The organism is Variovorax sp. J2P1-31, assembly GCF_030317215.1.
GTDB lineage: Bacteria > Pseudomonadota > Gammaproteobacteria > Burkholderiales > Burkholderiaceae_C > Variovorax.
This window is the reverse complement of the sequence record NZ_JASZYA010000002.1, coordinates 526,818-553,145: the sequence shown is the minus strand read 5'-3', so window position 1 is coordinate 553,145 and position 26,328 is coordinate 526,818. Positions and strand designations below refer to the sequence as shown.

General features: G+C 68.1%; 24 protein-coding genes. 7 read left to right on the top strand and 17 right to left on the bottom strand.

The genetic code is table 11. From position 1 onward, the window contains the following. Nucleotides 1–9: 9 nt before the first annotated feature. The 7 genes from QTI20_RS13675 to QTI20_RS13645 are packed head-to-tail and all read right to left on the bottom strand — an operon-like array spanning nt 10 to nt 7,426. On the bottom strand, nt 10–558 hold the full coding sequence (locus QTI20_RS13675; protein ID WP_286553398.1) for a shikimate kinase: 549 nt from the start codon (nt 556–558) through the stop codon (nt 10–12). Nucleotides 559–578: 20 nt separating this feature from the next. Then, a complete protein-coding gene (locus QTI20_RS13670; RefSeq protein ID WP_286551609.1) occupies nt 579–2,336 on the bottom strand; it encodes a carboxypeptidase-like regulatory domain-containing protein in 1,758 nt (585 codons plus the stop codon). A 32-nt stretch (nt 2,337–2,368) separates the two neighbouring features. Further along, complete coding sequence (locus tag QTI20_RS13665; protein WP_286551608.1) at nt 2,369–4,513, bottom strand: type IV pilus secretin PilQ; 2,145 nt, start codon at nt 4,511–4,513, stop codon at nt 2,369–2,371. Beyond that, a complete protein-coding gene (locus QTI20_RS13660; protein ID WP_503011398.1) occupies nt 4,510–5,052 on the bottom strand; it encodes a pilus assembly protein PilP in 543 nt (180 codons plus the stop codon). The genes QTI20_RS13665 and QTI20_RS13660 overlap by 4 nt, the downstream gene beginning before the upstream one ends. Further along, nucleotides 5,049–5,726: a type IV pilus inner membrane component PilO gene (locus tag QTI20_RS13655; RefSeq protein WP_286551604.1), complete on the bottom strand. Its 678-nt coding sequence runs from the start codon at nt 5,724–5,726 to the stop codon at nt 5,049–5,051. Before QTI20_RS13655 ends, QTI20_RS13660 begins: the two co-directional genes overlap by 4 nt. A gap of 12 nt (nt 5,727–5,738) precedes the next feature. Further along, the gene (locus QTI20_RS13650) at nt 5,739–6,350 is read right to left on the bottom strand and encodes a PilN domain-containing protein (protein WP_286551602.1); all 612 of its coding nucleotides are present in this window, start codon (nt 6,348–6,350) and stop codon (nt 5,739–5,741) included. Continuing rightward, nucleotides 6,347–7,426, bottom strand: coding sequence for a pilus assembly protein PilM (locus QTI20_RS13645; RefSeq protein WP_183024961.1), 1,080 nt, complete (start codon nt 7,424–7,426; stop codon nt 6,347–6,349). Before QTI20_RS13645 ends, QTI20_RS13650 begins: the two co-directional genes overlap by 4 nt. Before the next feature lie 241 nt (nt 7,427–7,667). On the opposite strand from QTI20_RS13645, the gene QTI20_RS13640 reads away from it, so the two are divergent. Next, complete coding sequence (locus tag QTI20_RS13640) at nt 7,668–10,067, top strand: penicillin-binding protein 1A (RefSeq protein WP_286551600.1); 2,400 nt, start codon at nt 7,668–7,670, stop codon at nt 10,065–10,067. A gap of 9 nt (nt 10,068–10,076) precedes the next feature. Here QTI20_RS13640 and cyaY read toward each other — a convergent pair whose 3' ends face one another. After that, on the bottom strand, nt 10,077–10,406 hold the full coding sequence (gene cyaY, locus QTI20_RS13635) for an iron donor protein CyaY (RefSeq protein WP_286551599.1): 330 nt from the start codon (nt 10,404–10,406) through the stop codon (nt 10,077–10,079). 12 nt (nt 10,407–10,418) lie between these two features. On the opposite strand from cyaY, the gene lptM reads away from it, so the two are divergent. Together lptM and lysA are read left to right on the top strand one after the other, a co-directional pair. Then, nucleotides 10,419–10,652 (top strand): LPS translocon maturation chaperone LptM, encoded by a 234-nt coding sequence (lptM, locus tag QTI20_RS13630; RefSeq protein ID WP_286551598.1) that lies wholly within the window; start codon nt 10,419–10,421, stop codon nt 10,650–10,652. Next, nucleotides 10,649–11,929, top strand: coding sequence for a diaminopimelate decarboxylase (gene lysA / locus QTI20_RS13625; RefSeq protein WP_286551596.1), 1,281 nt, complete (start codon nt 10,649–10,651; stop codon nt 11,927–11,929). The genes lptM and lysA overlap by 4 nt, the downstream gene beginning before the upstream one ends. Here the strand turns inward: lysA and msrQ are convergent. From msrQ to QTI20_RS13600, 5 genes are all read right to left on the bottom strand, one after another. After that, nucleotides 11,926–12,585 (bottom strand): protein-methionine-sulfoxide reductase heme-binding subunit MsrQ, encoded by a 660-nt coding sequence (msrQ, locus tag QTI20_RS13620; RefSeq protein WP_286551595.1) that lies wholly within the window; start codon nt 12,583–12,585, stop codon nt 11,926–11,928. The two genes, lysA and msrQ, sit on opposite strands and share 4 nt — an antisense overlap. Before the next feature lie 16 nt (nt 12,586–12,601). Then, nucleotides 12,602–13,600, bottom strand: a complete 999-nt coding sequence (msrP, locus tag QTI20_RS13615) for a protein-methionine-sulfoxide reductase catalytic subunit MsrP (protein ID WP_219212748.1) — start codon at nt 13,598–13,600, stop codon at nt 12,602–12,604. Nucleotides 13,601–13,685: 85 nt separating this feature from the next. Next, nucleotides 13,686–15,002 carry a c-type cytochrome biogenesis protein CcsB gene (ccsB, locus tag QTI20_RS13610; RefSeq protein WP_286551592.1) on the bottom strand — a complete coding sequence of 439 codons (1,317 nt, stop codon included), beginning with the start codon at nt 15,000–15,002 and terminating at the stop codon, nt 13,686–13,688. After that, nucleotides 14,999–17,134 carry a cytochrome c biogenesis protein ResB gene (locus QTI20_RS13605; RefSeq protein ID WP_286551590.1) on the bottom strand — a complete coding sequence of 712 codons (2,136 nt, stop codon included), beginning with the start codon at nt 17,132–17,134 and terminating at the stop codon, nt 14,999–15,001. Before QTI20_RS13605 ends, ccsB begins: the two co-directional genes overlap by 4 nt. Before the next feature lie 167 nt (nt 17,135–17,301). Then, the gene (locus QTI20_RS13600; protein WP_219212754.1) at nt 17,302–17,970 is read right to left on the bottom strand and encodes a c-type cytochrome; all 669 of its coding nucleotides are present in this window, start codon (nt 17,968–17,970) and stop codon (nt 17,302–17,304) included. A 70-nt stretch (nt 17,971–18,040) separates the two neighbouring features. Between QTI20_RS13600 and yihA the strand changes: the two genes are divergently transcribed. Next, nucleotides 18,041–18,724, top strand: coding sequence for a ribosome biogenesis GTP-binding protein YihA/YsxC (yihA, locus tag QTI20_RS13595; protein ID WP_286551589.1), 684 nt, complete (start codon nt 18,041–18,043; stop codon nt 18,722–18,724). Nucleotides 18,725–18,855: 131 nt separating this feature from the next. Beyond that, complete coding sequence (locus QTI20_RS13590; RefSeq protein WP_286551588.1) at nt 18,856–19,767, top strand: alpha/beta fold hydrolase; 912 nt, start codon at nt 18,856–18,858, stop codon at nt 19,765–19,767. Nucleotides 19,768–19,807: 40 nt separating this feature from the next. Here the strand turns inward: QTI20_RS13590 and QTI20_RS13585 are convergent, their stop codons facing one another. Continuing rightward, nucleotides 19,808–20,692 carry an LpxL/LpxP family acyltransferase gene (locus tag QTI20_RS13585; protein ID WP_286551587.1) on the bottom strand — a complete coding sequence of 295 codons (885 nt, stop codon included), beginning with the start codon at nt 20,690–20,692 and terminating at the stop codon, nt 19,808–19,810. Nucleotides 20,693–20,753: 61 nt separating this feature from the next. Continuing rightward, complete coding sequence (locus QTI20_RS13580; RefSeq protein ID WP_286551584.1) at nt 20,754–21,632, bottom strand: lysophospholipid acyltransferase family protein; 879 nt, start codon at nt 21,630–21,632, stop codon at nt 20,754–20,756. A 209-nt stretch (nt 21,633–21,841) separates the two neighbouring features. Here QTI20_RS13580 and metK point away from each other — a divergent pair, with 209 nt between their 5' ends. After that, nucleotides 21,842–23,026: a methionine adenosyltransferase gene (gene metK / locus QTI20_RS13575; protein ID WP_183024947.1), complete on the top strand. Its 1,185-nt coding sequence runs from the start codon at nt 21,842–21,844 to the stop codon at nt 23,024–23,026. A gap of 3 nt (nt 23,027–23,029) precedes the next feature. Here the strand turns inward: metK and QTI20_RS13570 are convergent, their stop codons facing one another. Beyond that, complete coding sequence (locus QTI20_RS13570) at nt 23,030–24,463, bottom strand: sensor histidine kinase (RefSeq protein ID WP_286551582.1); 1,434 nt, start codon at nt 24,461–24,463, stop codon at nt 23,030–23,032. An 11-nt stretch (nt 24,464–24,474) separates the two neighbouring features. Next, entirely contained in the window at nt 24,475–25,149 is a 675-nt protein-coding gene (locus QTI20_RS13565) for a response regulator transcription factor (protein WP_183024945.1), read from the bottom strand. Between the two features lie 150 nt (nt 25,150–25,299). Here QTI20_RS13565 and QTI20_RS13560 point away from each other — a divergent pair, with 150 nt between their 5' ends. Further along, nucleotides 25,300–26,328 carry an ABC transporter substrate-binding protein gene (locus QTI20_RS13560; protein ID WP_286551579.1) on the top strand — a complete coding sequence of 343 codons (1,029 nt, stop codon included), beginning with the start codon at nt 25,300–25,302 and terminating at the stop codon, nt 26,326–26,328.

Below are 26,328 nucleotides of genomic sequence, written 5' to 3'. Positions count from 1 at the left end.
CTTGCCCCCTCAGGCGACGGGCTCGCCGCCGGCCGCGGGCGGCGGGGGCGTCACGATGCCCGACAGCTCGAGCTGCATCACGATGGTGTTGACCAGCATGGCGATCGAGGGCCGGCCGGTGTCGACGATGCTGTGCGCGGTTGCGCGGTAGAGCGGGTCGCGCTGGTCGTGCAGTTCGCGCAACCGCGCCAGCGGATCGGCCACCTGCAGCAGCGGCCGCTTGGTGTCGTGGCGCAGCCGCTTGAGCAGGTCTTCGGGCGAGGAGCGCAGGTAGATCACATGGAAGTGATCCTGCAGCGCCCGCCGGTTCGCCTCGCGCAGCACCGCACCGCCGCCGGTGGCCACCACGCCCTGCACGGACGCCGCCAGCTCGGCCAGCACCTGCTGCTCGACATCGCGGAAGGCGGCCTCGCCTTCGCGCTCGAAATAGTCGCGGATGGAGCAGCCGAGGCGCTGCTCGATCACGGTATCGGAGTCCGAAAAGCCGAAATCCAGCCTTTGCGCCAATCGACGCCCAACGCTGGATTTCCCGGAGCCCGGCAAGCCGATCAAGACGATCGGCCTGCCGCGTTGTTCGCTTAATTCGGAGTACTGCAACCTTGTCCTGGGCCTGTGCCGGTGTTACTGCCATAGGGCGGCGTGAGGAACGCGCCGTTGCCCGCATCTTCCTGCGCCGCCCGAAGGACGTAAATGTAGCTTGCAGCGCCTTCGCTGCCGCTCACGCCTGCCGTCACCGTGATTTTCACGCGCAGCCAGGTCGCCACGTTCTGCGGATACTGCAGTTGGATGGTCGCCAGACCCGTGGCATCCGTTCGATTGCTGCTTGGGAAGCCAATGGCGACGTCCGATTGCCGTGGCGTGAGGAATTTATCGCCATTCGTGTCTTCCGTCGTGGGTGGAACCGCGGTCGGATCCGTGTCGAGCACGCCATTGCGATTCACGTCCTCGTTGGGGCACCATTTGTACGGAATGGGTGCGCCACCCGCAGCCGGAATCACCGTGTAGTCCTCCGTGTTGAAGGTGGGAGGACTTCCTGCGACGGTGCCTTTCCAGTAGCCAAGCACATCCACCACTGCCGAAAGAGGGACGTCCGCGGCGTAGTTGCCCGCCGCATTCACCGCCTGGATCTCGAACTTCTTGATGTACGAAATGCCGCTCGCCGTCTTCGTGATCACGTTGTCCGCGCCGATCGTCAGATTGACCGGGTTCGACGCCACGGTGAGTTGGGTCGTCACGCTGTTCGGGCAAGCGTTGGCCGCAAAGTCGTTGACGTCGTAGCAAGCCCGGATGAGCACACCATTGTTCGGACTGGGGCTCGTCGAAGCGATGTACGAAGTGCGCGCCGCACCCGCTTCATCGCTGTACACCAGTGCCGAACCGGTGCTCAGCGACTCGCCCGGCAGCGCGCTGCTGATGACCGAAAAGCGGACCCGCATGTTTGGAAGGCGGTTGTTGCCCGCCTTCAGGAACAGCACGCGAATCTCCGATTGATTCACCGTGCTGCCGGCCGCATTGGTCGCAACGACAACCGGGGTCGCGATCGCGCTCACGCTCGTGACCGGGCCCACCGCAGGAGGAATGGTGGTGGAGCCGGAGGTCTGTACACGGATATCGACCGAGCTGGTGACACCTGCGGCCTGGACGGAGATGGGATAGGTGCCATCGGTCGCGGGGGCGGTCAGCGAATAGGCGACCTCGCCGGCATTGGTGGTCTGGGCCGCAGGAAAGGTGTAGCCAGGGATACCGCTCGCCGTCACGGCGGCTCCAGGCACGGCGTTGCCGGCCGAGTCCTTGACCTTCACGGTCAAGGTGAAGGTCTGTCCCGGCTGCGGCGTGGCAGGCACAGCGGCGGCGGTGATGGCGATGCCCGAGATCCCCACGGTTCCGGATTTCGAGATCGTGCCGGACTTGACGGTGTAGCGGACCAAGCGGTTGGACTTGTCGCTGCCTGCGCCGATGCTGCCCGAGAACGTCCCGTCAGTGCCCGTCACCGAGCCCGATGTGGGCGTGAAGACAGCGTTGTTGTCGAGGGACACCGAAACCGCGGCCGCAGGCACCACGTTGCGCGCACTGTCCACGGCCGTCACCGTGAGGACGGCCTTGTCGGTGCCGGAATTGTTGATCACCGCCTTGTCCAGCGAAACGATGAGATCCGCAGCCAACGGCGTCGTGGGTGTGGGGTCCGGCGTCGGAGTGGGCGTGGGGGTTGTGGGCGTACCACTGCCGCCACCACTGGTCGGAACGCTGGGGCTCCCGCCACCACCTCCGCATGCCGCCACGAGCATCGCCGCCGCGAACGCGGCAGCCCCGATCTTCAATCCGCTCACATACTTCATTTTTTCCCTCGACTCCTGTTTGGATGCTGCGATCAACGTGCCGCATTGCGGTCAGTGATCATCTTCGGCGTGATGAAGACCAACATTTCGGTCTTGTTGAACGTCCGGTCACGCGTGCGGAAGAGCGTGCCCAGGTAGGGCAGTTCGCCCAGCAGCGGGATGCGCGACTCGTTGTTGTTCTCGGTCATCTCGAAGATGCCGCCGATGACCACCGTGCCGCCGTTCTCCACCAGCACTTCGGTCTGCACGTGCTTGGTGTTGATCGCGAAGCCGGCCGTCGTGGCCTGGCCGACCGTGTCCTTGTTGACGTCCAGCGTCAGGATGATGTTGCCCTCGGGCGTGATCTGCGGCGTGACCTCGAGCTTGAGGTTGGCCTTGCGGAAGGCGATCGAGGTGGCGCCGCTGGAGGTCGCGACCTGGTAGGGCAGCTCGGTGCCCTGCTCGATCAGGGCCTTGGTCTGGTCCGCCGTGACCACGCGCGGGCTGGACACCACCTTGCCCTTGCCGTCGGCCTCGAGCGCCGAGATCTCCAGGTTCAGCAGCCGCGAGAAGCTCGAGTTGAACAGCGACACGGCGAAGGTGCCCGGCGCATTGCCGTTGCCCGCCACACCGGTGGACGGCAGGTTCACGAAGTTCGAGTTGGTGAAGGTCGTGGTGGCGCTGGGCTGGTTGGTGAAGCCGCCGTTGACGACCGGGTTCGAGGTCACCACCGGCATCGCGCCGACGGTGCTGCGCGTGTTGATGATGCCGCCGCCCAGGCGCACGCCCAGCGACTTGCCGAAGGTGTCCGAGGCCTCGACGATGCGCGCCTCGATCAAGACCTGGCGCACCGGGATGTCCAGCTTCTGGATCAGCTCGGCCACCCGCGCCAGGCGCGAGGGCACGTCGGAGACGAAGATCTGGTTGGTGCGCGACTCCGCGATCACGCTGCCGCGTGCGCTCAGCAGGCGCGAGGTGGTGCCGCCACCGCTGCCACCGCCGCCGGCCGAGGCGCCGGTGCCGGTCAGGCCTTCGGCAATCACCAGCGCCTTGGTGTAGTTGAGCTGGAACGACTGGGTGCGCAGCGGCTCGAGGGTCTCGATGGCCGCCTTGGCCTCGAACTCCATCTTTTCCTTGGCGTTGATTTCGTCCTTGGGCGCGATCCACAGCACGCTGCCGTTCTTGCGCATGCCCAGGTTCTTGGCCTGCATGATGATGTCCAGCGCCTGGTCCCAGGGGACATCCTTCAGGCGCAGCGTGAGCGCACCGGTCACCGAATCCGAGGTGACGATGTTGAAGTTGGTGAAATCGGCGATCACCTGCAGCAGCGAACGGATCTCGATGTTCTGGAAGTTCAGCGACAGCTTCTCGCCGCTGTAGCCCACGCCCTGCGTGAGCTTGGTCGGGTCGACCTTGCGCGGCCGCACCTCGACCACGAACTGGTTCTCGCTCTGGTAGGCGCTGTGCTCCCAGTCGCCGCTGGGCTCGATCGTCATGCGCACGCGATCGCCCACCTGCTGCGTGGTGATCAGCTGCACGGGGGTGCCGAAATCCGCCACGTCGAGGCGGCGGCGCAGGCCTTCGGGCAGCGTCGACTTGGTGAACTCGACCACCAGGTTCTTGCCCTGCTGGCGGATGTCCACGCCCACCTGGTTGTTGGCCAGGTCGACGATCACCCGGCCGGTGCGTTCGGACGCCAGGCGGAAGTCGACGTCGCGCAGCGGCAGGGTGTCGCGGTTGCGGTTCTCCGCGAACGCGGCCGAACTCGAGGTCGAGGTCACCAGCGCGGCGCCGGCCACGGGCTCCAGCGACACCAGCAGCGACTTGCCCTGGATCTCGGTCTTGTAGGCGGTCGCCTGCTTGAGGTTCAACACCAGGCGCGTGCGTTCGCCCGCCTGGACCACGTTGATCGAACGGAGGTTGCCCTGGTTCACCTCGACGGCGGAACGGCCGATGCCGTTGGTCACGCCCGGAAAATCGAGCGCGATGCGCGCCGGCGTCTGGATCGCGAAGCCCGGGGGCGCCGCGGCGAGGGGCTGCGTGAGGTCGATGCGCACCACTTCGGCGCCGGACTGCATCGAGGTGGTCACCGATTCGATCGCGTTCTGCGCATGCGCCGCGACCACGGCGCTCAGCGCGGCAAGGGAGAGGCCCGCGGCGCGAAGCCACCGTGCCAGGGTTGATTTCTGCTGACTCATTTCGACCTCTCTTGCAATTCCAACGTCGCCACGCGCTCGATCCACTCACCGGCGGCGTCCTGCACGATTTCCCGCAAGGCCAGTTCGGTTTCCCCGATACGGGTCACGCGCCCGTAGTTCAGCCCCAGGTAGTTGCCCACGCGCACCTGGTACAGCAGCTTGTCGACCATCACCAGCGCCACCGGCTGGCCGCCGCGGTTCATGCTGCCGACCATGGCCATCGAGTCCAGCGGCATGGCTTCGAGCGCTTCCTTGCGCCGTGCCAGCTCGGGCCCGATCAGCCCCGAACTGCTGGGCTGCGCGGAGTCGCGCCGCAGGGCCTGCGTGAGCTTCTGGCTGTTGAAGGGATCGAGGGTCGTGCCCTCGGTGTAGGCCTGGGGCGTGAACTTCTTCGGCTCGCTGATCGGCGGCACCGCGGGCCGCACCTTGGCCCGCTCCTCGACCATCCACTGCTGCAGGTCGTCCTGTTCCGATCCCCAGCAACCGCTCAGCAGCAGCGCCGCGGCGCACAGTCCCAGGGCTTTGAGGCGGATCATCATTTCTTCTGCGCTCCCGCGGTCGCGGCGCGGCGCTGGCTGGCCTGTTCCTCGTCGTCGAGGTAGCGGTAGGTGCGGGCCGTGGCGTCCATGGTCAGGGCCCCGTCCTTCTGCGGCGCGATCGACAGGTCGTTGAGCGTCACGATGCGCGAGAGGTTGGCCACGTCGGCCACGAAGGCGCCCATGTCGTCGTAGCGCCCGGTCACGCGCAGCGCGATCGGCAGCTCGGCGTAGTAGTCCTTGACCGCCACCTGGCCCGGGCGGAACAGTTCGAACTGCAGGCTGCGGCCCAGGCCGGCCTGGTTGATGTCGGACAGCAGGGCATCCATCTCGGCCTTGCTGGGCAACTGCTTCTCGAGCAGGGTCACGTACTGCTGCACCTGTTCGCGCTGCTTCTTGAGCAGGTCGAGGTTGGCCGCCTGGGCGACCTTCTTCTGGTAGTCGGCCTTGAGCGTGACTTCGGTGGCGCGCTCGGTCTCGAGCTCGTCGTTGGCGTTGGTCAGCCAGACGAACCACAGCGCCACCAGCACCAGCACGGTCACGGCGACGCACAGCGCGTAGCGCGGCGCGGCCGGCCAGACGGAAGGATCGTTGGGGTTCAGGCCACGGAACTGTTCGCCGAAGCGGCGCAGGGATGCGGCGACATCGACGTTGGAGGCGAATCGTTTGCTTGCCATATCGGACCCCGCTTAACCCTTGACCGCCGCCGCGGCCGCGCCGGCCGCCGGCTTCGCCACATCGGTCGGACGCTTGAGGCCGATGCGCATGGTGAAGTTCGCCACGCGGCGCTGGTCGCGCGGGTTCAGGGTCACGGTGCCGGCCGTGATCTCGACCAGCTCGGGCTTGACCAGCCAGGGACTGCCGTTGCCCAGGTTGCGCAGCAATTCGGACACCCGCTCGTTCGACTGCGCCATGCCCTGCAGCGTGACCGTGCGGTCGGTCTGCTTCATGCTGGCCAGGTACACGCCGTCGGGCAATTGCCGCACCAGTTCGTTGAGCAGGTGCACCGGCATGTTGCGGTCGCCCTGCAGGTCCTCGACGGCCTGCTGGCGCGCCTTGAGCGCCGTGATCTCGGCCTGCAGCGTCGAGATCTCCTTGATCTCGGACTCGAGCTTCTTGATCTCGGCCTGCAGGTAGCTGTTCTTCGATTGCTGGGTCGAGATCTGTGTCTGGTACCAGACATAGGCCGCGCCCGCGATCAGGCCGCCGAGCAGGGCCGCCGCGCCCAAGGTCACATAGAAGCTCTCGCGGCGGCGCTTGCGGGCCGCTTCGCGGTGCGGCAACAGGTTGATCAGGATCACTGCAGAAACCTCCGCATCGCCAGGCCACAGGACGTCAGGTAGGAAGGCGCCTCGCGGCGCACCTTCTTTTCCCGGATGCCCGAGCCGAGTTCCATGCCGTCGAAGGGGTTGACCAGCGTGCAGGCGAAGGAAGTCTGGCGGGTCACGGCACTGGTCAGGCCCGGCAGCGCGGCCGAGCCGCCGGCCAGCAGCACGTAGTCGACGCGGTTGTGCGGCGTGCTGGTGAAGAAGAACTGGAGCGCGCGCGCGATTTCCTGCGCGATGCTGGCCACGAAGGGCTTGAGCACGCCCGAGCCGTAGTCCTCGGGCAGGTCGCCGCTGCGTTTCTTGCTTTCCGCCTCTTCGGCCGAAAAGCCGTACTGGCGCACGATCAGCTGGGTCAGCTGGGCGCCGCCGAAGGCCTGGTCGCGGTCGTACAGCACCTCCTGGTTGCGCAGCACCTGCATGCTGGTGGTGAAGGCGCCGACCTCGAACAGCGCGACGACCGCATCGCGGCCCTGGCCCGGCAACTGCTCGATCAGCCGCGAAGTCGCGAGCCGCGAGGCGTAGGACTCGACGTCCAGGATCACGGCCTTGAGCCCGGCCGCCTCGGCCAGGCCCTGGCGGTCCTGCACCTTTTCCTTGCGCGAGGCGGCGATCAGCACCTCGACGTCCTCGGCCGCGCCGGCACTGCGGCCGACCACGCAGAAGTCCAGGCTCACTTCGTCGAGGGAGAAAGGAATGTACTGGTTGGCTTCGGACTCGACCTGCAGCTCGAGCTCCTGCTCGCTCATGCCGCCGGGCAGCACGATCTTCTTGGTGATCACGGCCGAAGGCGGCAGCGCCAGCGCGACGTTGCGGGTGCGGGTGCCGCTCTTGCGCACCACGCGGCGCACGGCCTCGGCCACCTCGTCGAACTTCTCGACGTTGCCGTCGCTGATCCAGCCCCGCTCCAGCGGTTCGATCGCGCATCGCTCGAGCACCAGCTTGCCGCTCGCGTCACGGCCCAGCTCGACCAGCTTGACGCTGGACGAACTAACATCCAACCCGACCAACGGCGCGGGCTGACGGCGAAACAACGATCCCAGTGCAGTCAAGTTCGATCCCATCCGTTTGTAACGATTGGAAATATTTACGTATGGTTGCATGCTAGCAGCAAGAAGTGGGCGCTACCAAGGCGCCCCGCCGAGGATCGGCGGGAGCGTTGTCAAAAGTTGACGCCCACGTAGTCTTCTGCAACTTACGTGACGACACCCCGGAATTTGGCCGTCCGAGGCCTTTGCTGACGCCCCTTTTCCGGGCCATTTTTTATAATGCGCGGTGACTCCGCCCTCCTCCATGCCCCAATCTCCCCGCCCCGAGAAGCGCGCCAAGCCCGCCTCGACCCGGCCTTTCTGGCTGAAGTGGCTGCTGCGCCTGCTGTTCTGGAGCGGCGGCATCGTGCTCGCAGGCGCCGTGTCGCTGGCCTGCGTGATCGCCGTTGCACTGGCGGTGGCCTACCCCAACCTGCCCGACATTTCGGAACTGGCCGACTACCGGCCCAAGCTGCCGCTGCGGGTGTTCTCGTCCGAAGGGACGCTGATCGGCGAGTTCGGCGAGGAACGGCGCAACCTCACGCCCATCGCCACCATTCCCAAGGTCATGAAGGACGCGGTGCTGGCGGCCGAGGACGCCCGCTTCTATGACCACGGCGGCGTGGACTACAAGGGCCTGGTGCGGGCCGGCCTGGCCAACATGAACCGGGTCAAGAGCCAGGGCGCCTCGACCATCACCATGCAGGTGGCGCGCAACGTCTACCTGAGCTCCGAGAAGACGCTCACCCGCAAGATCTACGAGGTGCTGCTGACCTTCAAGCTCGAGCACCTGCTGAGCAAGGACCAGATCTTCGAGATCTACCTGAACCAGATCTACCTGGGCAACCGCGCCTACGGCTTCGCCGCCGCCTCCGAGGCCTATTTCGGCAAGCCGCTGCAGGACATCTCGATCGCCCAGGCCGCGATGCTGGCCGGCCTGCCCAAGGCCCCGGGCGCCAACAACCCGGTCAACAACCCGACCCGCGCCCGCGGCCGCCAGCTGTATGTGATCGACCGCATGCGCGACGCCGGCTTCATCACCGCCGAGCAGGCCACCGAGGCCAAGAAGGAAGAACTGCACCTGCGCGACGCCGCCGACCCGAACCGGCTGCATGCCGAGTACGTGGCCGAGACCGTGCGCCAGCTGATGTACAGCCAGTACGGCGACAGCACCTACACCCGCGGCCTCAAGGTCTACACCTCGCTGGTGGCGGCTGACCAGGCGGCGGCGTACAAGGCGCTGCGCAAGGGCATCATGGACTACGAGCGGCGCCAGATCTACCGCGGCCCCGAGAAGTTCATCGACCTGCCGACCGACCCCAAGGAACTCGACGAGGCCGTCGACGACGCGCTGGCCGAACACCCCGACAACGGCGACGTGATGGCGGCCGTGGTGCTCAAGGCCAGCCCCAAGGAGATCACCGCGGTGCGCGCCAACGGTGACGTGCTGCAGATCACCGGCGACGGCCTCAAGCCGGCGCAGTCGGGCCTGTCCGACAAGGCGCCGCCCAACATCAAGGTCCGCCGCGGCGCCGTGATCCGGGTCGCGCGCACGCCCAAGAACACCTTCGAGATCACCCAGCTGCCCGAGGTCGAGGGCGCCTTCGTCGCCATGGACCCGCGCGACGGCGCGGTCAAGGCCATGGTCGGCGGCTTCGATTTCGGCAAGAACAAGTTCAACCACGTGACCCAGGCCTGGCGCCAGCCGGGCTCGAGCTTCAAGCCCTTCATCTACTCGGCCGCGCTGGAAAAGGGCTTCTCGCCCTCGACCGTGATCAACGACGCGCCGCTGTTCTTCGACGCCGGCACCACCGGCGGCCAGCCCTGGGAGCCGAAGAACTACGACGGCGGCTTCGAGGGCCCGATGTCGATGCGGCGCGCGCTCATGAAGTCCAAGAACATGGTGTCGATCCGCATCCTGCAGTCGATCGGCACGCGCTACGGCCAGGAATGGATCGGCAACTTCGGCTTCGAGCGCGAGAAGCATCCGGCCTACCTGCCGATGGCGCTGGGCGCGGGCTCGGTCACGCCGATGCAGATGGCGACCGCCTACTCGGTGTTTGCCAACGGCGGCTACCGCGTCAATCCCTACCTGATCACCCGCGTCACCGACCACAAGGACCGGGTGCTGGTCGAGACCCAGCCGCCGATGCTCAACGAGACCATGCGCGCGATCCCGCAGCGCAACGCCTTCATCATGGACAGCCTGCTGCAATCGGTGGCCAGCGGCGGCACCGCCGCGCGGGCCCAGGCCACGCTCAAGCGGACCGACATCTACGGCAAGACCGGCACCACCAACGACTCGCTCGACGCCTGGTTCGCCGGCTTCCAGCCGACCATGACCGCGGTCGCGTGGATGGGCTACGACACGCCGCGCAAGCTGGGCGACCGCGAGACCGGCGGCGGCCTGAGCCTGCCGATCTGGATCAGCTTCATGGAAACCGCGCTCAAGGGCGTGCCCGTGGCCGAACTCACCGCGCCGGCCGGCGTGGTCAACGTCGGCGGCGAGTGGTACTACGACGACTACGGCCCGGGCCGCGGCGTGTCCAGCCTGGGCGTGGATGGCGGCGGATCGGGCTCGTCCGAGACGACCGGCAGCGCACCCATCGGCGCCCCGCCGGCGCCCGAGGAGCGCAACCGCATCCTCGACCTGTTCAGGAACTGAGGATCGGGCTCAGGCGGTGAACAGCAGGGGCTGTCCCGCCTGCAGCGTGGCTTCGCGCGACAGGTTGCCGAAGAACTCCTCGCCGGTCTTGGTGTCGATCCAGGCCGTGCCGTCGTGGCGGTAGTGGTAGCCGCCGGAGCGCGCCGCCAGCCAGATTTCGTGCAGCGGCTTCTGCAGGTTGATGATCAGCTGGCTGCGGTTCGGAAAGGTCAGCGTGATCATGCCGCCCACGCGCTGGTTGTCGATATCGGCCTCGGTGGCGTCGTTGATGCGGTCGCAGGACTGCTCGATCGCAGCCAGTGCGGCTTCCGCACGATCCATGTACTCGGGGTCGGTCATTACAATTTCACCATGTTGAACGTCCGCCAAATTCTAGTGAGCGCCATTGGCCTCTGTGCGCTCGGGGTCGGCTTGTCCGGCTGCGGGCTCAAGGGCCCGCTCTATCTGCCCACCGATCCGGCCGCTGCCCAGCGCGCCACCTTGCCCGAGCTGCTCACGCCGTCGATCGGCAAGCCCGCCGCCGATGCCGGCGCGGCGCCCACGCCCGCGCCCGCCGCCAGCGTCCCCGCCGGAGCCCCGCGATGAGCACTTCTTCCGCCCTCCCCGGCCACCCGCACATCGCCCAGCGCGACGGCGCCCTGCACGTCGAGGCCCTGCCGCTGGCAGCGCTGGCGCGCGAGCACGGCACGCCGCTGTTCGTCTATTCGAAGCAATGGATGCTCGACGCGCTGGCCGCCTACCAGCGCGGCTTCGAGGGCCGCGACGCCCTGGTCTGCTACGCGATGAAGGCCAACTCCTCGCTGGGCGTGCTGCGCGTCTTCGCCGAGGCCGGCTGCGGCTTCGACATCGTCTCGGGCGGCGAGCTCGCGCGCGTGCTGGCCGCGGGCGCCGATCCGGCCAAGGTGATCTTCTCGGGCGTGGGCAAGACCCGCGCCGAGATGCGCCAGGCACTGGCCGCGGGCATCGCCTGCTTCAACGTCGAGAGCGAGGCCGAGCTCGAGGTGCTCAACGCCGTGGCGCTGGAAGAAGCAGGCCGGCGCGCCCGCATCAGCATCCGCATCAATCCCAACGTCGACCCGAAGACCCACCCCTACATCTCGACCGGGCTCAAGGGCAACAAGTTCGGCGTGGCGCACGACCGCGCGCTGGCCACCTACCGCCATGCGGCGGCGCTGCCGGGCCTCGAGGTGGTGGGCATCGACTGCCACATCGGCTCGCAGATCACCGAAGCCTCGCCCTACCTGGACGCGCTCGAGCGCGTGCTCGACCTGGTGGTGCTGATCGAGGAAGCGGGCATCCCGCTGCACCACCTGGACTTCGGCGGCGGCCTGGGCATCGACTACAACCACGACACGCCGCCGGCCGCGGACGCGCTCTGGAAGCAGCTGCTGGCCCGGCTCGACGCGCGCGGCTTCGGCCAGCGCAAGCTGGTGGTGGAACCCGGCCGCTCGCTGGTGGGCAATGCCGGCGTCTGCGTGACCGAGGTGCTCTACACCAAGCCCGGCGAGGACAAGAACTTCTGCATCGTCGACGCGGCCATGAACGACCTGCCGCGCCCGGCCATGTACCAGGCCTTCCACCGGATCGTGCCGCTGGCCGCGCGTGACGCCGCCGAAGCCACGACCTACGACGTGGTCGGCCCGGTCTGCGAAAGCGGCGACTGGATCGGCCGCGACCGCGAACTGAACGTGGCCCAGGGCGACCTGCTGGCCGTGCTCTCGGCCGGCGCCTACTGCATGTCGATGGCCAGCAACTACAACACCCGCGGCCGGGCCGCCGAGGTGCTGGTGGCGGGCGACCTCGCCACGCTGATCCGCCGGCGCGAGAGCGTCGAGGACCAGTTGCGCAACGAGCTCGGCTAGGACTTGGTCGGCTGCACGCGCGCCACGGCCGGCGCGCGGGCCGCTGCCGGCTTCTGCTTCTTCTGGCGCACGAAGTGCCAGACCCGCCAGGCCAGCAGCGCGGCCACGATGCCCGCGTAGACGAACACTTCGGCGAAGTTGTTCTTGCCGGCACGCATCCAGAAGAAGTGCAGCAGGCCCAGGCCGGCGATCAGATAGACCAGCTTGTGCAGCCGCTGCCAGCGCTTCGCGCCCAGCGCCTTGATCGCCCGGTTGAACGAGGTCGCGGCCAGCGGCGTCAGCAGCACGAAGGCCGCGAAACCCACCAGGATGAAGGGCCGCTTGGCGATGTCGCGCGCGATGTCGCCGACTTCGAAGCCCATGTCGAACCAGCTGTAGCTCAGCAGGTGGACCGCCACGTAGAAGTACGCGAACAGCCCCAGCATGCGCCGGTAGCGCGCCAGGCCGGTGAGCTTGAGGCTCACGCGCAGCGGCGTCACGGCCAGCACGATGCACAGGAAGCGCAGCGTCCAGTCGCCGGTCGAGCGGATCAGGTACTCGGCCGGGTTCGCGCCCAGCCCGTCGGTGACGGCCCCGAACACCAGCCAGGCGAAGGGCAGCAGGCACAGCAGGAAGACCAGCGGCTTGGCCGCCTTGTGCAGCAACAGCTTGTTCATCGCGGACGGCCCGGCGTCAGTAGAACTTCTTCAGGTCCATCCCGGCGTAGAGCTGGCCGACCTGGGCTTCGTAGCCGTTGAACATCTCGGTCTTGCGCCGCTTGGCGAACAGGCCGCCGCCGTCGCCGATGCGGCGCTCGGTGGCCTGGCTCCAGCGCGGATGGTCGACGTTGGGGTTCACGTTGGAATAGAAGCCGTACTCGTTGGCGGCCGACTTGTTCCAGGCGGTGCTCGGCTCCTTCTCGACGAAGCGGATCTTGACGATCGACTTGGCCGACTTGAAGCCGTACTTCCAGGGCACCACGATGCGCACCGGCGCGCCGTTCTGGTTGGGCAGCACCTCGCCGTACATGCCGAAGGTCAGCAGCGTCAGCGGGTGCATGGCCTCGTCCATGCGCAGGCCCTCGGCATAAGGCCAGTCGAGCACGCGCGAGCCCACGAAGGGCATGGTCTTGGGGTCGGCCAGCGTCACGAACTCGACGTACTTGGCATTGCTCTGCGGCTCGACCTTCTTGATCAGCTCGGCCAGCGAGTAGCCGACCCAGGGGATGACCATCGACCAGCCCTCGACGCAGCGCAGGCGGTAGATGCGCTCTTCCTGCGCGCTGAGCTTGATCAGGTCCTCGATGCCGTACTTGCCCGGCTTCTTGACCAGGCCCTCGATCTCGACGGTCCAGGGGCGGGTCTTGAGCGTGCCGGCGTTCTTCACCGGGTCGCCCTTGTCGGTGCCGAACTCGTAGAAGTTGTTGTAGCTCGACGCGTCCTTGTAGTCGGTGAGCTTCTCCATCGACTGGGCCCCCGGCACCGCCGACTTGCCACCCTTGAGCGCCGCCAGCTTGCCCGGCGCCACGGTCTGCGCCATCGCGTCGCGCGCGGCCCAGCCTGCGAGCGCCGCGCCGGCGGCCCCGCCGGCCATCAGCTTGAGCAGGTCGCGCCGGCCTTCATAGGCGCTGCGCGAGGTGATCTCGCTGGAGGCCGGGTGGGTGAAGCCGTTGTCACGGGAACGAATCAGCATGGCGCGCCTTTCGATGGCAGGTGGATCTCACCCTCAACTTCGTTGCGGGGCACCGAAAGGTTACGCGCTGGCCGCGCGTTCGGTTTCAGAGCGTGCCGTAACTGTGCAATCCGCTGAGGAACATGTTCACGCCCAGGAAGGCGAAAGTGGTCACGGCCAGGCCGCCGAGCGCCCACCAGGCCGCCACGGTGCCGCGCAGGCCCTTGACCAGCCGCATGTGCAGCCAAGCCGCGTAGTTGAGCCAGACGATCAGCGCCCAGGTCTCCTTCGGGTCCCAGCTCCAGTAGCCGCCCCAGGCGTCGGCCGCCCACAGCGCGCCCAGCACGGTGGCGATGGTGAAGAAGGCGAAGCCGACGGTGATCGACTTGTACATCACGTCGTCGAGCACGTCGTTGGCCGGCAGGCGTGCCGCGATGCGCTTGCGGCCCAGCAGGATGCCGGCCGCGATCAGCGCCGAGATGGCCGCGTAGACCACCCAGTAGCTGCCGCCGGCTTCCTGCACCCGCTGGCGGAAGGCCACGGGCACGAAGCACAGCGCCACGCCCAGCAGCCAGATCGGCGTCAGCTTGTACCAGCGCTTCTCCTCGGCCTGCTCCTTGATCAGGTAGGCGAAGGCCACCATGGCGGCCAGCGCGAAGGTGCCGTAGCCGATGAAGTTGGCGGGCACGTGCAGCTTCATCCACCAGCTCTGCAGCGCCGGCACCAGCGGCTGGATCTCGTGCGCCTCGCGCACCAGCGTGTACCAGAGCAGGAAGCCGACCGCGGCGCTCACCACCAGCATCACGAAGGCGCCCATGGCGCGGGTGCGGTAGATCGATTCGAAGTACAGGTAGAAGGCCGCCGTGAGCCAGCTGAACAGCACGAAGACCTCGTAGAGGTTGCTCACCGGGATGTGGCCGATGTCCGGGCCCAGCTGGTGGCTTTCGTACCAGCGCACCATGGTGCCGATCAGCGCCATCGTGATCGCGGCCCAGGCCACGCGCGAGCCGATCAGCTCCAGTGCATCGCCCTGCTTGCCGCCGAACAGGCCCAGCCAGTAGAAGACCGTGCTCATGAAGAACAGCACGCTCATCCAGAGGATGGCCGACTGGCTCGAGAGGAAGTACTTGAGCCAGAACACCGTGTCGGCCCGTGCCAGGTCGCCCTGGTAGGAGGTGATGGCCAGCACCGTGGCCGCCGCGACCCCGACCGCCAGCAGCTGCAGCGGGCGCCAGAACCAGCCCAGCCAGACCATGGCCGGCACGGTGGCCACGAGGATGGCCTTCTCGTAGATGTCCATCGAGCCCGCATAGCGCGAGAAGGCGAACAGTGCGCCGGCCGCGACGATGGCCGCGAACACCCAGTCCAGGAGGTTGCGGCGTGCGAGCCAGCCGTCGTTGAGGGTCAGTGTCGTGGTGGTCATGGCGCCGGTTCTTTCTGGAGGGCGAGCAGCTTGTCTTTGAGATTGTCGAATTCGCGGTCGCTGTCGATGGTGCGGCGATTGACCGAGAAGGCCATGGTCGCGCTGCTGCCGCCGGCCTCGGCCGGCGCGAGCCACACCCAGAGGCGGCGCTCGCGCACGTAGAGCATGGCGAAGATGCCGACGATCAGGAACAGGCAGCCCAGGTAGACGATGCTCTTGCCCGGGGCCCGGGCCACCTGGAACACGCTGGCCTGCACCTGCTTGAAGTCGGTCATCATCATCGCGACCGGCGCCGGGTAGAAGTGGGCGTCGCTCAGCGCCAGCACCGCCTGCGTGAGGAAAGCCTGCGACTTGTCGTCGCCCGGCAGCGCGGCCTGGCCCGCCGATTCGCGGCTCAGGTTGAGCACCTCGAACAGCACCTCGTTGAGGATGCGCACCAGCACCGCGCCGGCGCGCGGGCGCTCGGCCTCGGGCACGTTGAATTCCATGAACTCGGCGATCGCCTGCCAGCCGCCCTTGCTGGTGGCGTCGGCCTTCACCCGCTCGGTGCCGGCGAACAGCGCCAGCGCGCGCGTGGCCGAGGCCCGCAGCTGCTCGGCCAGCTCGGGGCGCGCCGGGTCGGTGGCGCGCGCGATGTAGCGCTCGACCGCGCGGGCGCGCATCGATGCGTCGTCGAGCGCGGCACGCATGCGCTGGAAGCCGTCCATCGAACCGTTCTCGTCGGCCGGCACGCGCAGGTAGCGGAACGGGTCCTCGGGCTTCTCGCGCATGCCCAGCAGGAACACCGGCTGCCCGTCGCCGGTGTCGACCGGCACCATGTAGTTCTGGTACTCGCGGGCCTGGCCCGCGGCGTCGCGCAGCTTGTAGCCGATGCTCGGGCCGATGTTGCGCAGCACCTTGGGCTTGTTGACCTTGTTGGCCGCGCCCAGGCGCGATTCCAGGCTGTGCTGCAGGTCGACCTTGCGCACGTCGGCGCCGCTGGTCATGGCGCCGCCGGCCTCGTCGGCGAAGTTCTCGACGTTGATCACGCGCAGCGCCACGTACTCGAGCGTGAGCTTGTCGCTGCCGTTGGTAATCTCCGAGCTGCTGCCGATCGTGCCCTCGAGTTCGAAGGGCTTGGCCGCGGCCGACATCGGCACCGCCTTGACCTTCACCGTCGAGCCGCCGTCGTCGAAGCTGGACTGGTAGATCTCCACGCCCTTGTAGCTGGCCGGGTGGTTGACCTCGATGCGCGCGGGCACCTGCTCGCCGGTCTCGCGGTCGTGCAGCACGACTTCGCTGGCGAACAGCTTGGGCATGCCGGTGGAGTAGTAGTCGACGATGAACTTCTTCAGTTCGATCGAGAAGGGCAGGTCCTGCAGCAGCACGCCGTCGGCCTGGTTCAGGATCGCCACGCTCGAGCGGCCGCCCTCGGGCACCAGGATGTTGCCGCGGAAGGTCGGGTTCGAGGGCGACAGCCGGTGCTCGGGCGCCACGTCGGCGATCATGCCGCCGCCGGTGAACACGCTCTTGCCGTTGAACCAGGTCTGGGCGCGCACCACCAGGTCGCCGTCGAGCAGGCCGCCGATGCAGATCAGCACGATCGCACCGTGCGCCGCGATGTAGCCCAGCTTGTGGGCGCCGCCGGCACGCGCCGCCACCATCCAGCCCGCGCCTTCGCGGTACTGCAGCTTGACCTTCCAGCCGCCGCCCGTGAGCAAGGTGCCGATGCGCTGCGCGGCAGCCTCGGGCACTTCGCCCAGCGTGGTCGCGGCGCGCTGGCCGAAGGCCCGCAGGCCCTGGACGCGCAGGTCTTCCTTGTAGTTCTTGAGGTCGCGCAGGATGTGCGGCGTGTTGCGCGCGATGCACAGCGTGGTGCTGATCACCAGGAACAGCAGGATCAGCAGGAACCACCAGGCGCTGTAGATGGCGTCGAGCCGGGCGGCGCGGAACAGCGCGGCCCAGAAGGGGCCGAACTGGTTGATGTAGTTGCCCAGGGGCTCGTGCTGCTTGAGCACGGTGCCGATGATCGAGGCGATGCAGATGACCGTGAGCAGCGCGATCGCGAAGCGCATCGACGAGAACAGCTCCACCGTCGCGCGGACCGCTTGCGGGCCGCGACGGACGCGAAGGCCGTGGGTGGAAACTGACATGGAGAGAAGACTTCGGGGACGCTGGCTGGAGAAAGCAAAAAGGCGGGCCATCCTGCTGGATCGGCCCGCCTTGTTGGATTGATTATTGGCGGTTAGTTCATCACGGTCCCGGACGCCGCGGCGCCTGCAGGATGCGGCGCGAAAGGGCGGCGCGGGCCTTGCCCTGCTCAGCGCAGGCCGGCGATGTAGTCCGAGACGGCCTTGATTTCACGGTCGTTGAGCTTGGCGGCCACACCGGTCATGGGCGCGCTGTTGGCACGCGCGCCGTCGCGGAAGGCCACGAGCTGGGCGGTGGTGTAGTCGGCGTGCTGGCCACCCAGGCGCGGGTACTGCGCGGGCAGGCCGGCACCGGTGGGGCTGTGGCAGCTGGCGCAGGCCGGGATCATGCGGTCGGCGATGCCGCCGCGGTAGATCTTCTCGCCCAGGGCGACCAGGTCCTTTTCCTTGGCGAAGCCGGGCTTGACGGTCTTGGAGCCGACGAACCAGGCGATGTTGCGCATGTCCTCGTCCGACAGGGCCGAGGCGTAGGGCTTCATGATCGCGCTCTTGCGCTTGCCGGACTTGAATTCCTGCAGCTGCTTGAGGATGTATTCGGGATGCTGCTGCGCCAGCTTGGGGTTGGCCGCGATGGCCGAGTTGCCGTCCGCGTTGTGGCACGACGCGCAGCTCTGGCTGTTGGCCGGTGTCGCATTGAAGATCGTGTCGCCCTTGGCCGGGTCGGGCTTGGCCGGCTTGGCGGCCGCGGCGGGTGCGGCCGCAGGCTCGTCGGCTGCAAAAGCAGCGCTGGTGGCGGCGCCCATGAGGGCTGCAAGCAGGAAATGGGCAAACAACTTCATATCGGGGGGCTCGATTTATTGGCGCAAAACCCCGCGATTCTACAATGGTGCTCCGTTACCAAGGCTTCCTATGACCACCCCCGCGCCTTCACCGGCCCCCGCTACGCCCCCCGCGGCGCCTGCACCCGACCGGATCCGCACGGCCATGGGCTGGATGCACACCGCCCATTTCCTCACCAGTGCACCCCAGCTCGAGCATCTGCCCGCCTTCGATCTGCCCGAAATCGCCTTCGTCGGCCGCTCCAACGCGGGCAAATCCACCGCGATCAACACCCTGACGCAGCAGCACCGGCTGGCCTTCGCCTCGAAGACCCCGGGCCGCACCCAGCACATCAACCTGTTCGGCGTGGGCAAGCAGAAGGTCGACGACGCCGTGCTGGCCGACCTGCCCGGCTACGGCTATGCCGCGGTGCCGCGCGAGGCCAAGCTGCGCTGGCAGCGCGTGATGGGCAACTACCTCATGACGCGCGAGAACCTGCGCGGCGTGGTGCTGATGTGCGACCCGCGCCACGGCCTGACCGAGCTCGACGAGATCCTGCTCGACGTGATCCGCCCGCGCGTCGAGGCCGGCCTCAAGTTCCTGGTGCTGCTGACCAAGTCCGACAAGCTGACCCGCGCCGAGGGTGCGAAGGCGCTGTCGATCGTGCGACTGCAGGCCGGCGGCGGCGAGGTCAAACTGTTCTCGGCGCTGAAGAAGCAAGGCGTCGACGAAGCCGCCGAACTGCTCTGGCGCTGGGCTCACCCCGAGAACTAGGCTCTCCCCCGAGGACTCGCGCACTGCGTGTCGCTTCGCCTTCCCCCTTCCGGGGGCGACACCCGCGGCCCGGCAAAGCCGGTTCCGCGGTGTCCCTGGAAGGAACCCGAAACGAACGAGGAGACATGGCGATGATCGAAACCTTCCAGCGCACCCTGCCCAACGGCATCACGCTCAGCTGCCGCGCCAGCGGCACACCGGGCCGGCCGCTGATGCTGTTCCTGCACGGCTTCCCCGAGGGCGCGTTCATCTGGGACGCACTGCTCGAGCACTTCTCGCAACCCGAACACGGCGGCTACCGCTGCGTCGCGCCCAACCTGCGCGGCTTCGAGCAATCGAGCGCGCCGCCGGCCGTCGAGGACTACCGCCCGCACCTGCTGGTGCAGGACGTGCGCCAGCTGGCCGCCACCGAAAGCGCCGACGGCGTGATCGACACGCTGGTCGCGCACGACTGGGGCGGCGCCTTCGGCTGGGGCTTCGCCAACGCCTTCCCGGCGCAGGTCCGGCGGCTGGTGATCGTCAACTCGCCGCACCCCGGCACCTTCGCGCGCGAGCTGCGCGACAACCCGGTGCAGCAGCAGGCCAGCGCCTACATGAACTTCCTGGCGCGACCCGATGCGCCCGCGCTGCTGGCGGCCGACGACTACCGCCGCATGTGGCCCTTCTTCACGCTCATGGGCGCGGGCAGCGATGGCTTCGGCTGGCTCACCGACAGCGTGAAGGACCAGTACCGCGCGCTCTGGGATGCGGGGCTGCGCGGCGCCTGCAATCTCTACGCCGTGACGCCACTCAAGCCGGCCATGCCGGGCCAGGACGCGCCACCCATCCCGCAGCTGCCGCGCGAACGCCTGACCATCGAGGCGCCCACGCTGGTGCTCTGGGCGCTCGACGACAGCGCGCTGCTGCCCGGCCTGCTCGACGGGCTGGAAGACTACGTGCCGAAGTTGAAGCTGGTGAAGGTGCCGGGCGCGACCCACTGGATCGTGCACGAACAGCCGCAGCGCGTGGCAGCCGAGATCGAGGCCTTCCAGCGCGGCACCTGAGTTCTTCGCGGGACACCGCGGAACCGGCTTTGCCGGCGAGTCAATACACGGGTGGCGCGCCTTCGGGGCGCGTTTTGAAGCGCCGGTGCACCCAGTAGTACTGCGAGGGCATCGCGTCGATGTAGCCCTGCAGCCGGGTGTTCATCAACGCCGTGTCGGCCACCGCGTCGTCGCTGGGGAAGTTCTGCCAGGCCGGCAGCACCTCGATGTCGTAGCCCGTGGCCGTGAGCCGCGACACCACCGGCACCACCTTGGCCTTGCCAAGCCGCGCGAAGCGCGAGAGCGAAGGCAAGGTGGCGGCGGGCACGCCGTAGAAGGGCACGAACACCGACTGCTCGCGGCCGAAGTCCATGTCCGGCAGCAGGTACAGCAGGCCGTTCTTGCGCAGGCCCGCGACGATCGGCTTGATGCCCTCGGTGCGGTTGAGCGTGATCACGTTGCCGAAGCGCTGCCGCCCCTCGCGGATCCAGGCGTCGACCAGCGGGTCGCGCTGCGTGGTGTAGATGGTGGTCGAGGGCCGCGCCGTGTGCATGGTGAGCGCGGTCGCGGCCGCGTCGAGGCCGTAGAAGTGTGGCGCGAACAGGATCATCGGCGCGCTGCCGTGCGCGATCTCGTCGATCTCGGACGACGAGCCGACCACCCGCAGCCGGCTCGCCACCACCGCCTCGGGCGCATGCCAGAGCCAGCTGCGGTCGAGCCAGGACTGGGCCACGAAGACGAAGGTCTCGCGGGCGATGGCGTCGCGCTCGGCCTTGGATTTCTGCGGCAGGCACAGCGCGAGGTTGGTCTGCACCACATGGCGGCGCGACACCGCGACCCCATACAACACGCGGCCCAGCACCTTGCCGAAGCCGCGCACCAGCGGCAAGGGCAGGCGCGCCAGCGTGCGCATGAAGCCGATGCCGAGTCGGGACGACAAGCTCATTCCAAAACCTTCGTGCTGCGCACTGCGGTGCGAGCTTGCTTGGGGCGGCCCGGCGCGGCGCTCATGCAGCCGCCTTCTGCATCGGCTCGCCCTTGGGCTGCTTGAAGCGCGCGTAGTCCCAGACGTACTGGCCCGGCAGCTGCCGGATCAGGCGCTCGATGCCCTGGTTCATCGCCGCGGCGGCGGCCTCGGGCGTGGCGGCCGGGTCGCTCACCGCGGTGCCGTCGAAGGGCTCGAAGCGGATCACGAAACGCCCGCCCCGGGGCAGCCGTTCGCAGACGCAGAGGAACACGTGCGCGCCGGTCTGCTGCGCCAGGCGCGGCAGCAGGGTCATGGTGTAGGCCGGCCGGCCCAGGAAGGGCGCCCAGACGCCCTGCCCCAGCGGCGGCACCTGGTCGGGCAGGATGCCGGTGTAGCCGCCGTTGCGCAGCGTGCGCATCAGGCCGCGCACGCCGGCCACGCTGGTCGGCAGGGTCTGCAGGCCGGCGCGGTCGCGCGAGCCCTTCATGAGTTCGGCCATCCAGGCCTTGCGCGGCGGCCGGAACAGGGCCGTGAGCGGGCCGTGCGCGGCCACGAAGCGCTCGGCGATCGCCTGGCCGCAGAGCTCCCAGCTGCCGATGTGGGGCGTGATCAGGATCAGGCCCTTGCGCTCGGCCAGCGCGGCCTCGAAGGCTTCGGCGCCGTCCCAGCGCGCGATGCGCGGCAGCACGCTCGCGCCCTGCGGCCGGGCCCAGAGCCAGGGCAGCTCGGCCGCCATGGCGCCGGCCGCCCCGACGGCGGGGCGGTACTGGGCGGGCGTGAAACCGGCCGCTTCGGCGTTGGCCCGGAAGCGGCGCCGGTAGTCGGGGGCGGCCCACCAGACCAGCCAGCCGAAGCATGCGCCCAGCCGGTGCATCCAGGGCAGCGGCACATGGGCGAGCAGGCGGAACAGAGGAATCATCGAGTCGGAAGAAGGGTGAGAAGTGAGGCTCACGCAAGCAAAACGCGGCTCGCATAGAATCCAAATTGTCGCTGAGTTATGGAACTACTTGCAGGGCGACATGCACAAGCGCCAGGCGATTGTGCCCGTGCCGATCCGGCATTCTGCTAAAGCGTTCGCCGAAGCTCCCCAGCTGGCAACGCGCCAACTGACCAGACGGAGTTTTATCAATGGCGAACGATTTCCTCTTCACTTCCGAGTCCGTTTCCGAAGGCCACCCCGACAAGGTCGCCGACCAGATCTCGGATGCCATCCTCGACGCGATCTTCGAACAGGACCCGCGCAGCCGCGTGGCCGCCGAGACGCTGACCAACACCGGCCTGGTGGTGCTCGCGGGCGAAATCACGACCAACGCCCACGTCGACTACATCCAGGTCGCGCGCGACACCATCAAGCGCATCGGCTACGACAACACCGAGTACGGCATCGACTACAAGGGTTGCGCCGTGATGGTCTGCTACGACAAGCAGTCCAACGACATCGCCCAGGGCGTGGACCACGCATCGGACGACCACCTGAACACCGGCGCCGGCGACCAGGGCCTGATGTTCGGCTACGCCTGCGACGAGACGCCCGAGCTGATGCCCGCGCCGATCTACTACGCGCACCGCCTGGTCGAGCGCCAGGCCCAGCTGCGCAAGGACGGCCGCCTGCCCTTCCTGCGCCCGGACGCCAAGAGCCAGGTCACGATGCGCTATGTCGACGGCAAGCCGCACAGCATCGACACCGTGGTGCTCTCGACCCAGCACCACCCCGACCAGAGCGAAACCTCGACCAAGATGAAGGCCTCGTTCAACGAAGCCATCATCGAGGAGATCATCAAGCCGGTGCTGCCCAAGGAATGGCTGCAGAACACGCGCTACCTGATCAACCCCACCGGCCGTTTCGTCATCGGCGGTCCGCAGGGCGACTGCGGCCTCACCGGCCGCAAGATCATCGTCGACACCTACGGCGGCGCCTGCCCGCACGGCGGCGGCGCGTTCTCGGGCAAGGACCCGTCGAAGGTCGACCGCTCGGCCGCCTACGCCGCGCGCTATGTGGCGAAGAACATCGTGGCCGCGGGCATCGCGCGCCAGTGCCAGATCCAGGTTGCCTACGCGATCGGCGTGGCCGAGCCGATGAACATCACGGTCTACACCGAAGGCACGGGCCTGATCCCCGACGAGCAGATCGCCGCCCTGGTGCGCGAACACTTCGACCTGCGCCCCAAGGGCATCATCCAGATGCTCGACCTGCTGCGCCCGATCTACCAGAAGACCGCCGCCTACGGCCACTTCGGCCGCGAAGAGCCCGAGTTCACCTGGGAATCCACCAACCAGGCCGCGGCCCTGCGCGCGGCCGCCGGCCTGAAGTAAGGCCTACGCGCTTTCCGCCGGCGCGGCCGGCGGAAAGCGCACCGTGACCAGCAGGCCGCTCGCCTCGCGCGGGTTCGCCGACAGCGCCACGTCCACATCGAAGGCCCGCGCGATCTCGCGCACGATGGCCAGTCCCAGGCCCGTGCCCTCGCTGTCCTGGGCCACGCGGTAGAAGCGCTCGAACACCCGTTCCCGCACCTCGGGCGCAATGCCCGGGCCGTTGTCTTCGACGCTCAGCACCACGCTGCCCTCCGTCTCCCGCACACCGACCGTCACCCGACCGCCCTGCTGCGTGTAGCGCAGCGCGTTGTCCAGCAGGTTGCTCACCAGCGCATCGAGCAGCGCGGGCTGCGCCATCACGACAGCCGGCTGCGCGGCCTCCAGGCCCAGGTCGATGCCGCGCCGGTCGGCCAGCGCCGCCAGCTGCTCTACGCAGCGCAAAGCGGCCGCGCTCAGGTCGACCCGCTCGAAGCCCGTGTGCGCGTCGCCATGCTCGGCCTGGGCCAGCAGCAGCAGCTTGTTGGTGACGTCGACCAGCCGGCGGTTGCTGACCTGCATCTCCTGCCACATCGCATCCATGTCGGCCCGGCGCGTGTCCCATTCGCCGCGGTGCTGGCGCGTGTAGCGCGCGAACTCGATCTGCGAGGCCTGCATGGCCAGCGGCGTGCGCAGCTGGTGCGCCGCATCGGCGATGAAGCGGCGCTGCGCCTCGGAATGCGCCTTCAGCTGCGCGACGAAACGGTTGAGGGTGTCGGCCACGGGTCGCAGCTCGCTGTGCAGCGCGGCCGGGTCCACCACCAGGTCGAGGTGCAGCGGATCGCGCGCGTTTCGCTCGGCGAGCTGCTGGCTCAGCCGCACGATCGGCCGCAGCTCCAGCGTCAGCGCCGCCACCGCCAGCACGATGGCCAGCGCCAGCGCGATCAGCAGGTATTCCATCGTCGGCCACCACAGGGTGCGCAGCATGTGGTTGCGGCTGCCCTCGGTCTTGCCCACGGCGATGGTGATGTCGCGCGCGCCGCCGGCCTCGTACATCGCGCGCGTCGTGACCACGGCGCGCAGCGGCAGGCCGCCGAACTGCGTGTCGTACCACTGCGCGCGGTCGATGCCTTCGGGCTTGCGCACCGCGGGCAGCGGGAAGTCGGCCGAGCCGGCCAGCACCTCGCCGTTGGCGCCGGTCACGCTGAGGAACACGCGGTCGCGCTCGGGCGAGACGAACAGGCTCAGCGCCGAGGGCGGCACGCTGGCCTGCACGTCGTCGCCCTCCCAGATCAGCCGGTCCGACAGCACCTTGGCCGAGGACAGCAGGTCGTGGTCCTGCACATAGTCGGCCACCTCGGCCGCGTTGCGCCAGCTGAGCCAGCCGCAGATCGCGACGAAGACCGACAGGGGCAGCAGCAGCCAGAGGGCCAGGCGCAGGCGCAGGCTGGCGCGTTTCATCCGGCGGCCCGCTAGTCTTCCTGCCGCGTGCGCAGCAGATAGCCCACGCCGCGCAGCGTGATGATGGTGGCCTGGCTGGCCTCGAGCTTCTTGCGCAGCCGGTGGATGTAGATGTCGACCGCGTCCGCGCTGGGCTCGTCGTCGAGGCCGAAGATGGCGTCGATCAGCGCCTGCTTGGACACCGTGCTGCCGGCCTTGAGCACCAGCGTCTCGAGCAGCGTGCGCTCGCGCGGCGGCAGCGAGAGCTCTTCGCCGGCCAGCGTGAACTGGCGCGTGCGCAGGTCGTAGCGCAGGTCCCCGCAGGCGATGTCGTTGGCCTTGCCCGGCATCTGCCGGCGCACCAGCACCTTGATGCGCGCCACCAGCTCGCGGATCTCGAAGGGCTTGACCAGGTAGTCGTCGGCGCCGATCTCCAGGCACAGCACCTTCTGGTCGAGCGAGGCGGTGGCCGTGAGGATGATCACCGGCACCGTGTCGCCGCGCTCGCGCAGGCGGCGCAGCACGCCCTTGCCCGAGAGCTGCGGGATGTTGAGGTCGAGCAGCACCACGTCGTAGGCCGCCTGCAGCAGCAGCCGGTCGGCGGCGTCGCCGTCTTCCACGTGATCGACCACGAAGTCCTGCGCCCGCAGCAGGCTGGAGAGCCAGTGCGCGAGTTGCGGGTTGTCTTCGATCAGCAGCAGCTTCATGAGGGGGTCGGGAGGGTGGCGGTGGATTCTAGGAAGCATCGCCCGGCCCTAGGGATAACCATGACAAATCAGGCCGCCCGCCGAAAGCTGGCCGAAGGATGCCGATTTCTAGACTGGCCTCGTCGCTCAACCCTTCCGGAGACAACAACCATGTCCGCTTCACGCCGCACCCTGCTGGCTGCCGCCCTGTGCACCGCCTTCGCCGTCGCCGCGCCGCTCGCGCAGGCCGCCGAGGCGCCGATCACCATCATGGTGGGCGGCATCAACAAGATCATCTACCTGCCGGCCAAGCTCACCGAGGCGCTGGGCTACTTCAAGGACGAAGGGCTCAACGTCGAGCTGCAGTCGCAGCCCGCCGGCGTCGATGCCGAGAACCAGCTGATCGCCGGTGCGGTGCAGGGCGTGGTGGGCTTCTACGACCACACCATCGACCTGCAGAGCAAGGGCAAGGAGATCCAGGCCATCGCGGTGTTCTGCAAGGTGCCGGGCGAGGTCGAGCTGGTGTCGACCAAGGCCGCGGCCGCGGGCTTCAAGTCGATGGCCGACGCCAAGGGCGGCAAGACGCTGGGCGTGACGGGCCTGGGCTCGTCGACCGACTTCCTCACGCGCTACCTGGCCGACCGCGCCGGCGTGGCTTCCAAGGAATACTCGCTGCTGCCCGTGGGCGCGGGCAACACCTTCATCGCCGCGATGAAGCAGGACCGCATCCAGGCCGGCATGACCACCGAGCCCACGGTCTCGCAGATGCTCAAGACCGGCGACGCCCAGGTGCTGGTCGACCTGCGCACCGAGCCCGACACCGTCAAGGCGTTGGGCGGCCTCTATCCGGCGGCCAGCCTCTACGTGCAGAACAGCTGGGCCGAGTCGCACAAGGCCGAGGCCACCAAGCTGGCCCATGCCTTCGCCCGCACCATGGCCTACATCCACACGCACAGTGCCGAGGAGATCGCCGAGAAGGTGCCGCGCGACTACTACGGCAACGACAAGGACCTGTACATCACGGCCCTGAAGGCCTCGCTGCAGATGTTCACCACCGACGCGAAGATGCCCGCCGGCGGCCCCGAGACCGTGCTGAAGGTGCTGGCCACCTACAAGCCGCTGGTCAAGAGCAAGAACATCGACCTGTCCAAGACCTACAGCAACGCCTACCTGGCGGCAGCGGCAACGGCGGCGAAGTGA

Coding starts and splice junctions, on each gene's coding strand:
- ccsB (WP_286551592.1), bottom strand. CDS start 15,002: ATGACCACCACGACACTGACCCTCAACGACGGCTGGCTCGCACGCCGC.
- QTI20_RS13580 (WP_286551584.1), bottom strand. CDS start 21,632: ATGATTCCTCTGTTCCGCCTGCTCGCCCATGTGCCGCTGCCCTGGATG.
- QTI20_RS13665 (WP_286551608.1), bottom strand. CDS start 4,513: ATGAGTCAGCAGAAATCAACCCTGGCACGGTGGCTTCGCGCCGCGGGC.
- QTI20_RS13585 (WP_286551587.1), bottom strand. CDS start 20,692: ATGAGCTTGTCGTCCCGACTCGGCATCGGCTTCATGCGCACGCTGGCG.
- yihA (WP_286551589.1), top strand. CDS start 18,041: ATGACCACCCCCGCGCCTTCACCGGCCCCCGCTACGCCCCCCGCGGCG.
- QTI20_RS13590 (WP_286551588.1), top strand. CDS start 18,856: ATGATCGAAACCTTCCAGCGCACCCTGCCCAACGGCATCACGCTCAGC.
- cyaY (WP_286551599.1), bottom strand. CDS start 10,406: ATGACCGACCCCGAGTACATGGATCGTGCGGAAGCCGCACTGGCTGCG.
- msrQ (WP_286551595.1), bottom strand. CDS start 12,585: ATGAACAAGCTGTTGCTGCACAAGGCGGCCAAGCCGCTGGTCTTCCTG.
- msrP (WP_219212748.1), bottom strand. CDS start 13,600: ATGCTGATTCGTTCCCGTGACAACGGCTTCACCCACCCGGCCTCCAGC.
- lysA (WP_286551596.1), top strand. CDS start 10,649: ATGAGCACTTCTTCCGCCCTCCCCGGCCACCCGCACATCGCCCAGCGC.
- QTI20_RS13640 (WP_286551600.1), top strand. CDS start 7,668: ATGCCCCAATCTCCCCGCCCCGAGAAGCGCGCCAAGCCCGCCTCGACC.
- QTI20_RS13570 (WP_286551582.1), bottom strand. CDS start 24,463: ATGAAACGCGCCAGCCTGCGCCTGCGCCTGGCCCTCTGGCTGCTGCTG.
- metK (WP_183024947.1), top strand. CDS start 21,842: ATGGCGAACGATTTCCTCTTCACTTCCGAGTCCGTTTCCGAAGGCCAC.
- QTI20_RS13560 (WP_286551579.1), top strand. CDS start 25,300: ATGTCCGCTTCACGCCGCACCCTGCTGGCTGCCGCCCTGTGCACCGCC.
- QTI20_RS13670 (WP_286551609.1), bottom strand. CDS start 2,336: ATGAAGTATGTGAGCGGATTGAAGATCGGGGCTGCCGCGTTCGCGGCG.
- QTI20_RS13600 (WP_219212754.1), bottom strand. CDS start 17,970: ATGAAGTTGTTTGCCCATTTCCTGCTTGCAGCCCTCATGGGCGCCGCC.
- QTI20_RS13605 (WP_286551590.1), bottom strand. CDS start 17,134: ATGTCAGTTTCCACCCACGGCCTTCGCGTCCGTCGCGGCCCGCAAGCG.
- QTI20_RS13660 (WP_503011398.1), bottom strand. CDS start 5,052: ATGATGATCCGCCTCAAAGCCCTGGGACTGTGCGCCGCGGCGCTGCTG.
- QTI20_RS13565 (WP_183024945.1), bottom strand. CDS start 25,149: ATGAAGCTGCTGCTGATCGAAGACAACCCGCAACTCGCGCACTGGCTC.
- lptM (WP_286551598.1), top strand. CDS start 10,419: ATGTTGAACGTCCGCCAAATTCTAGTGAGCGCCATTGGCCTCTGTGCG.
- QTI20_RS13655 (WP_286551604.1), bottom strand. CDS start 5,726: ATGGCAAGCAAACGATTCGCCTCCAACGTCGATGTCGCCGCATCCCTG.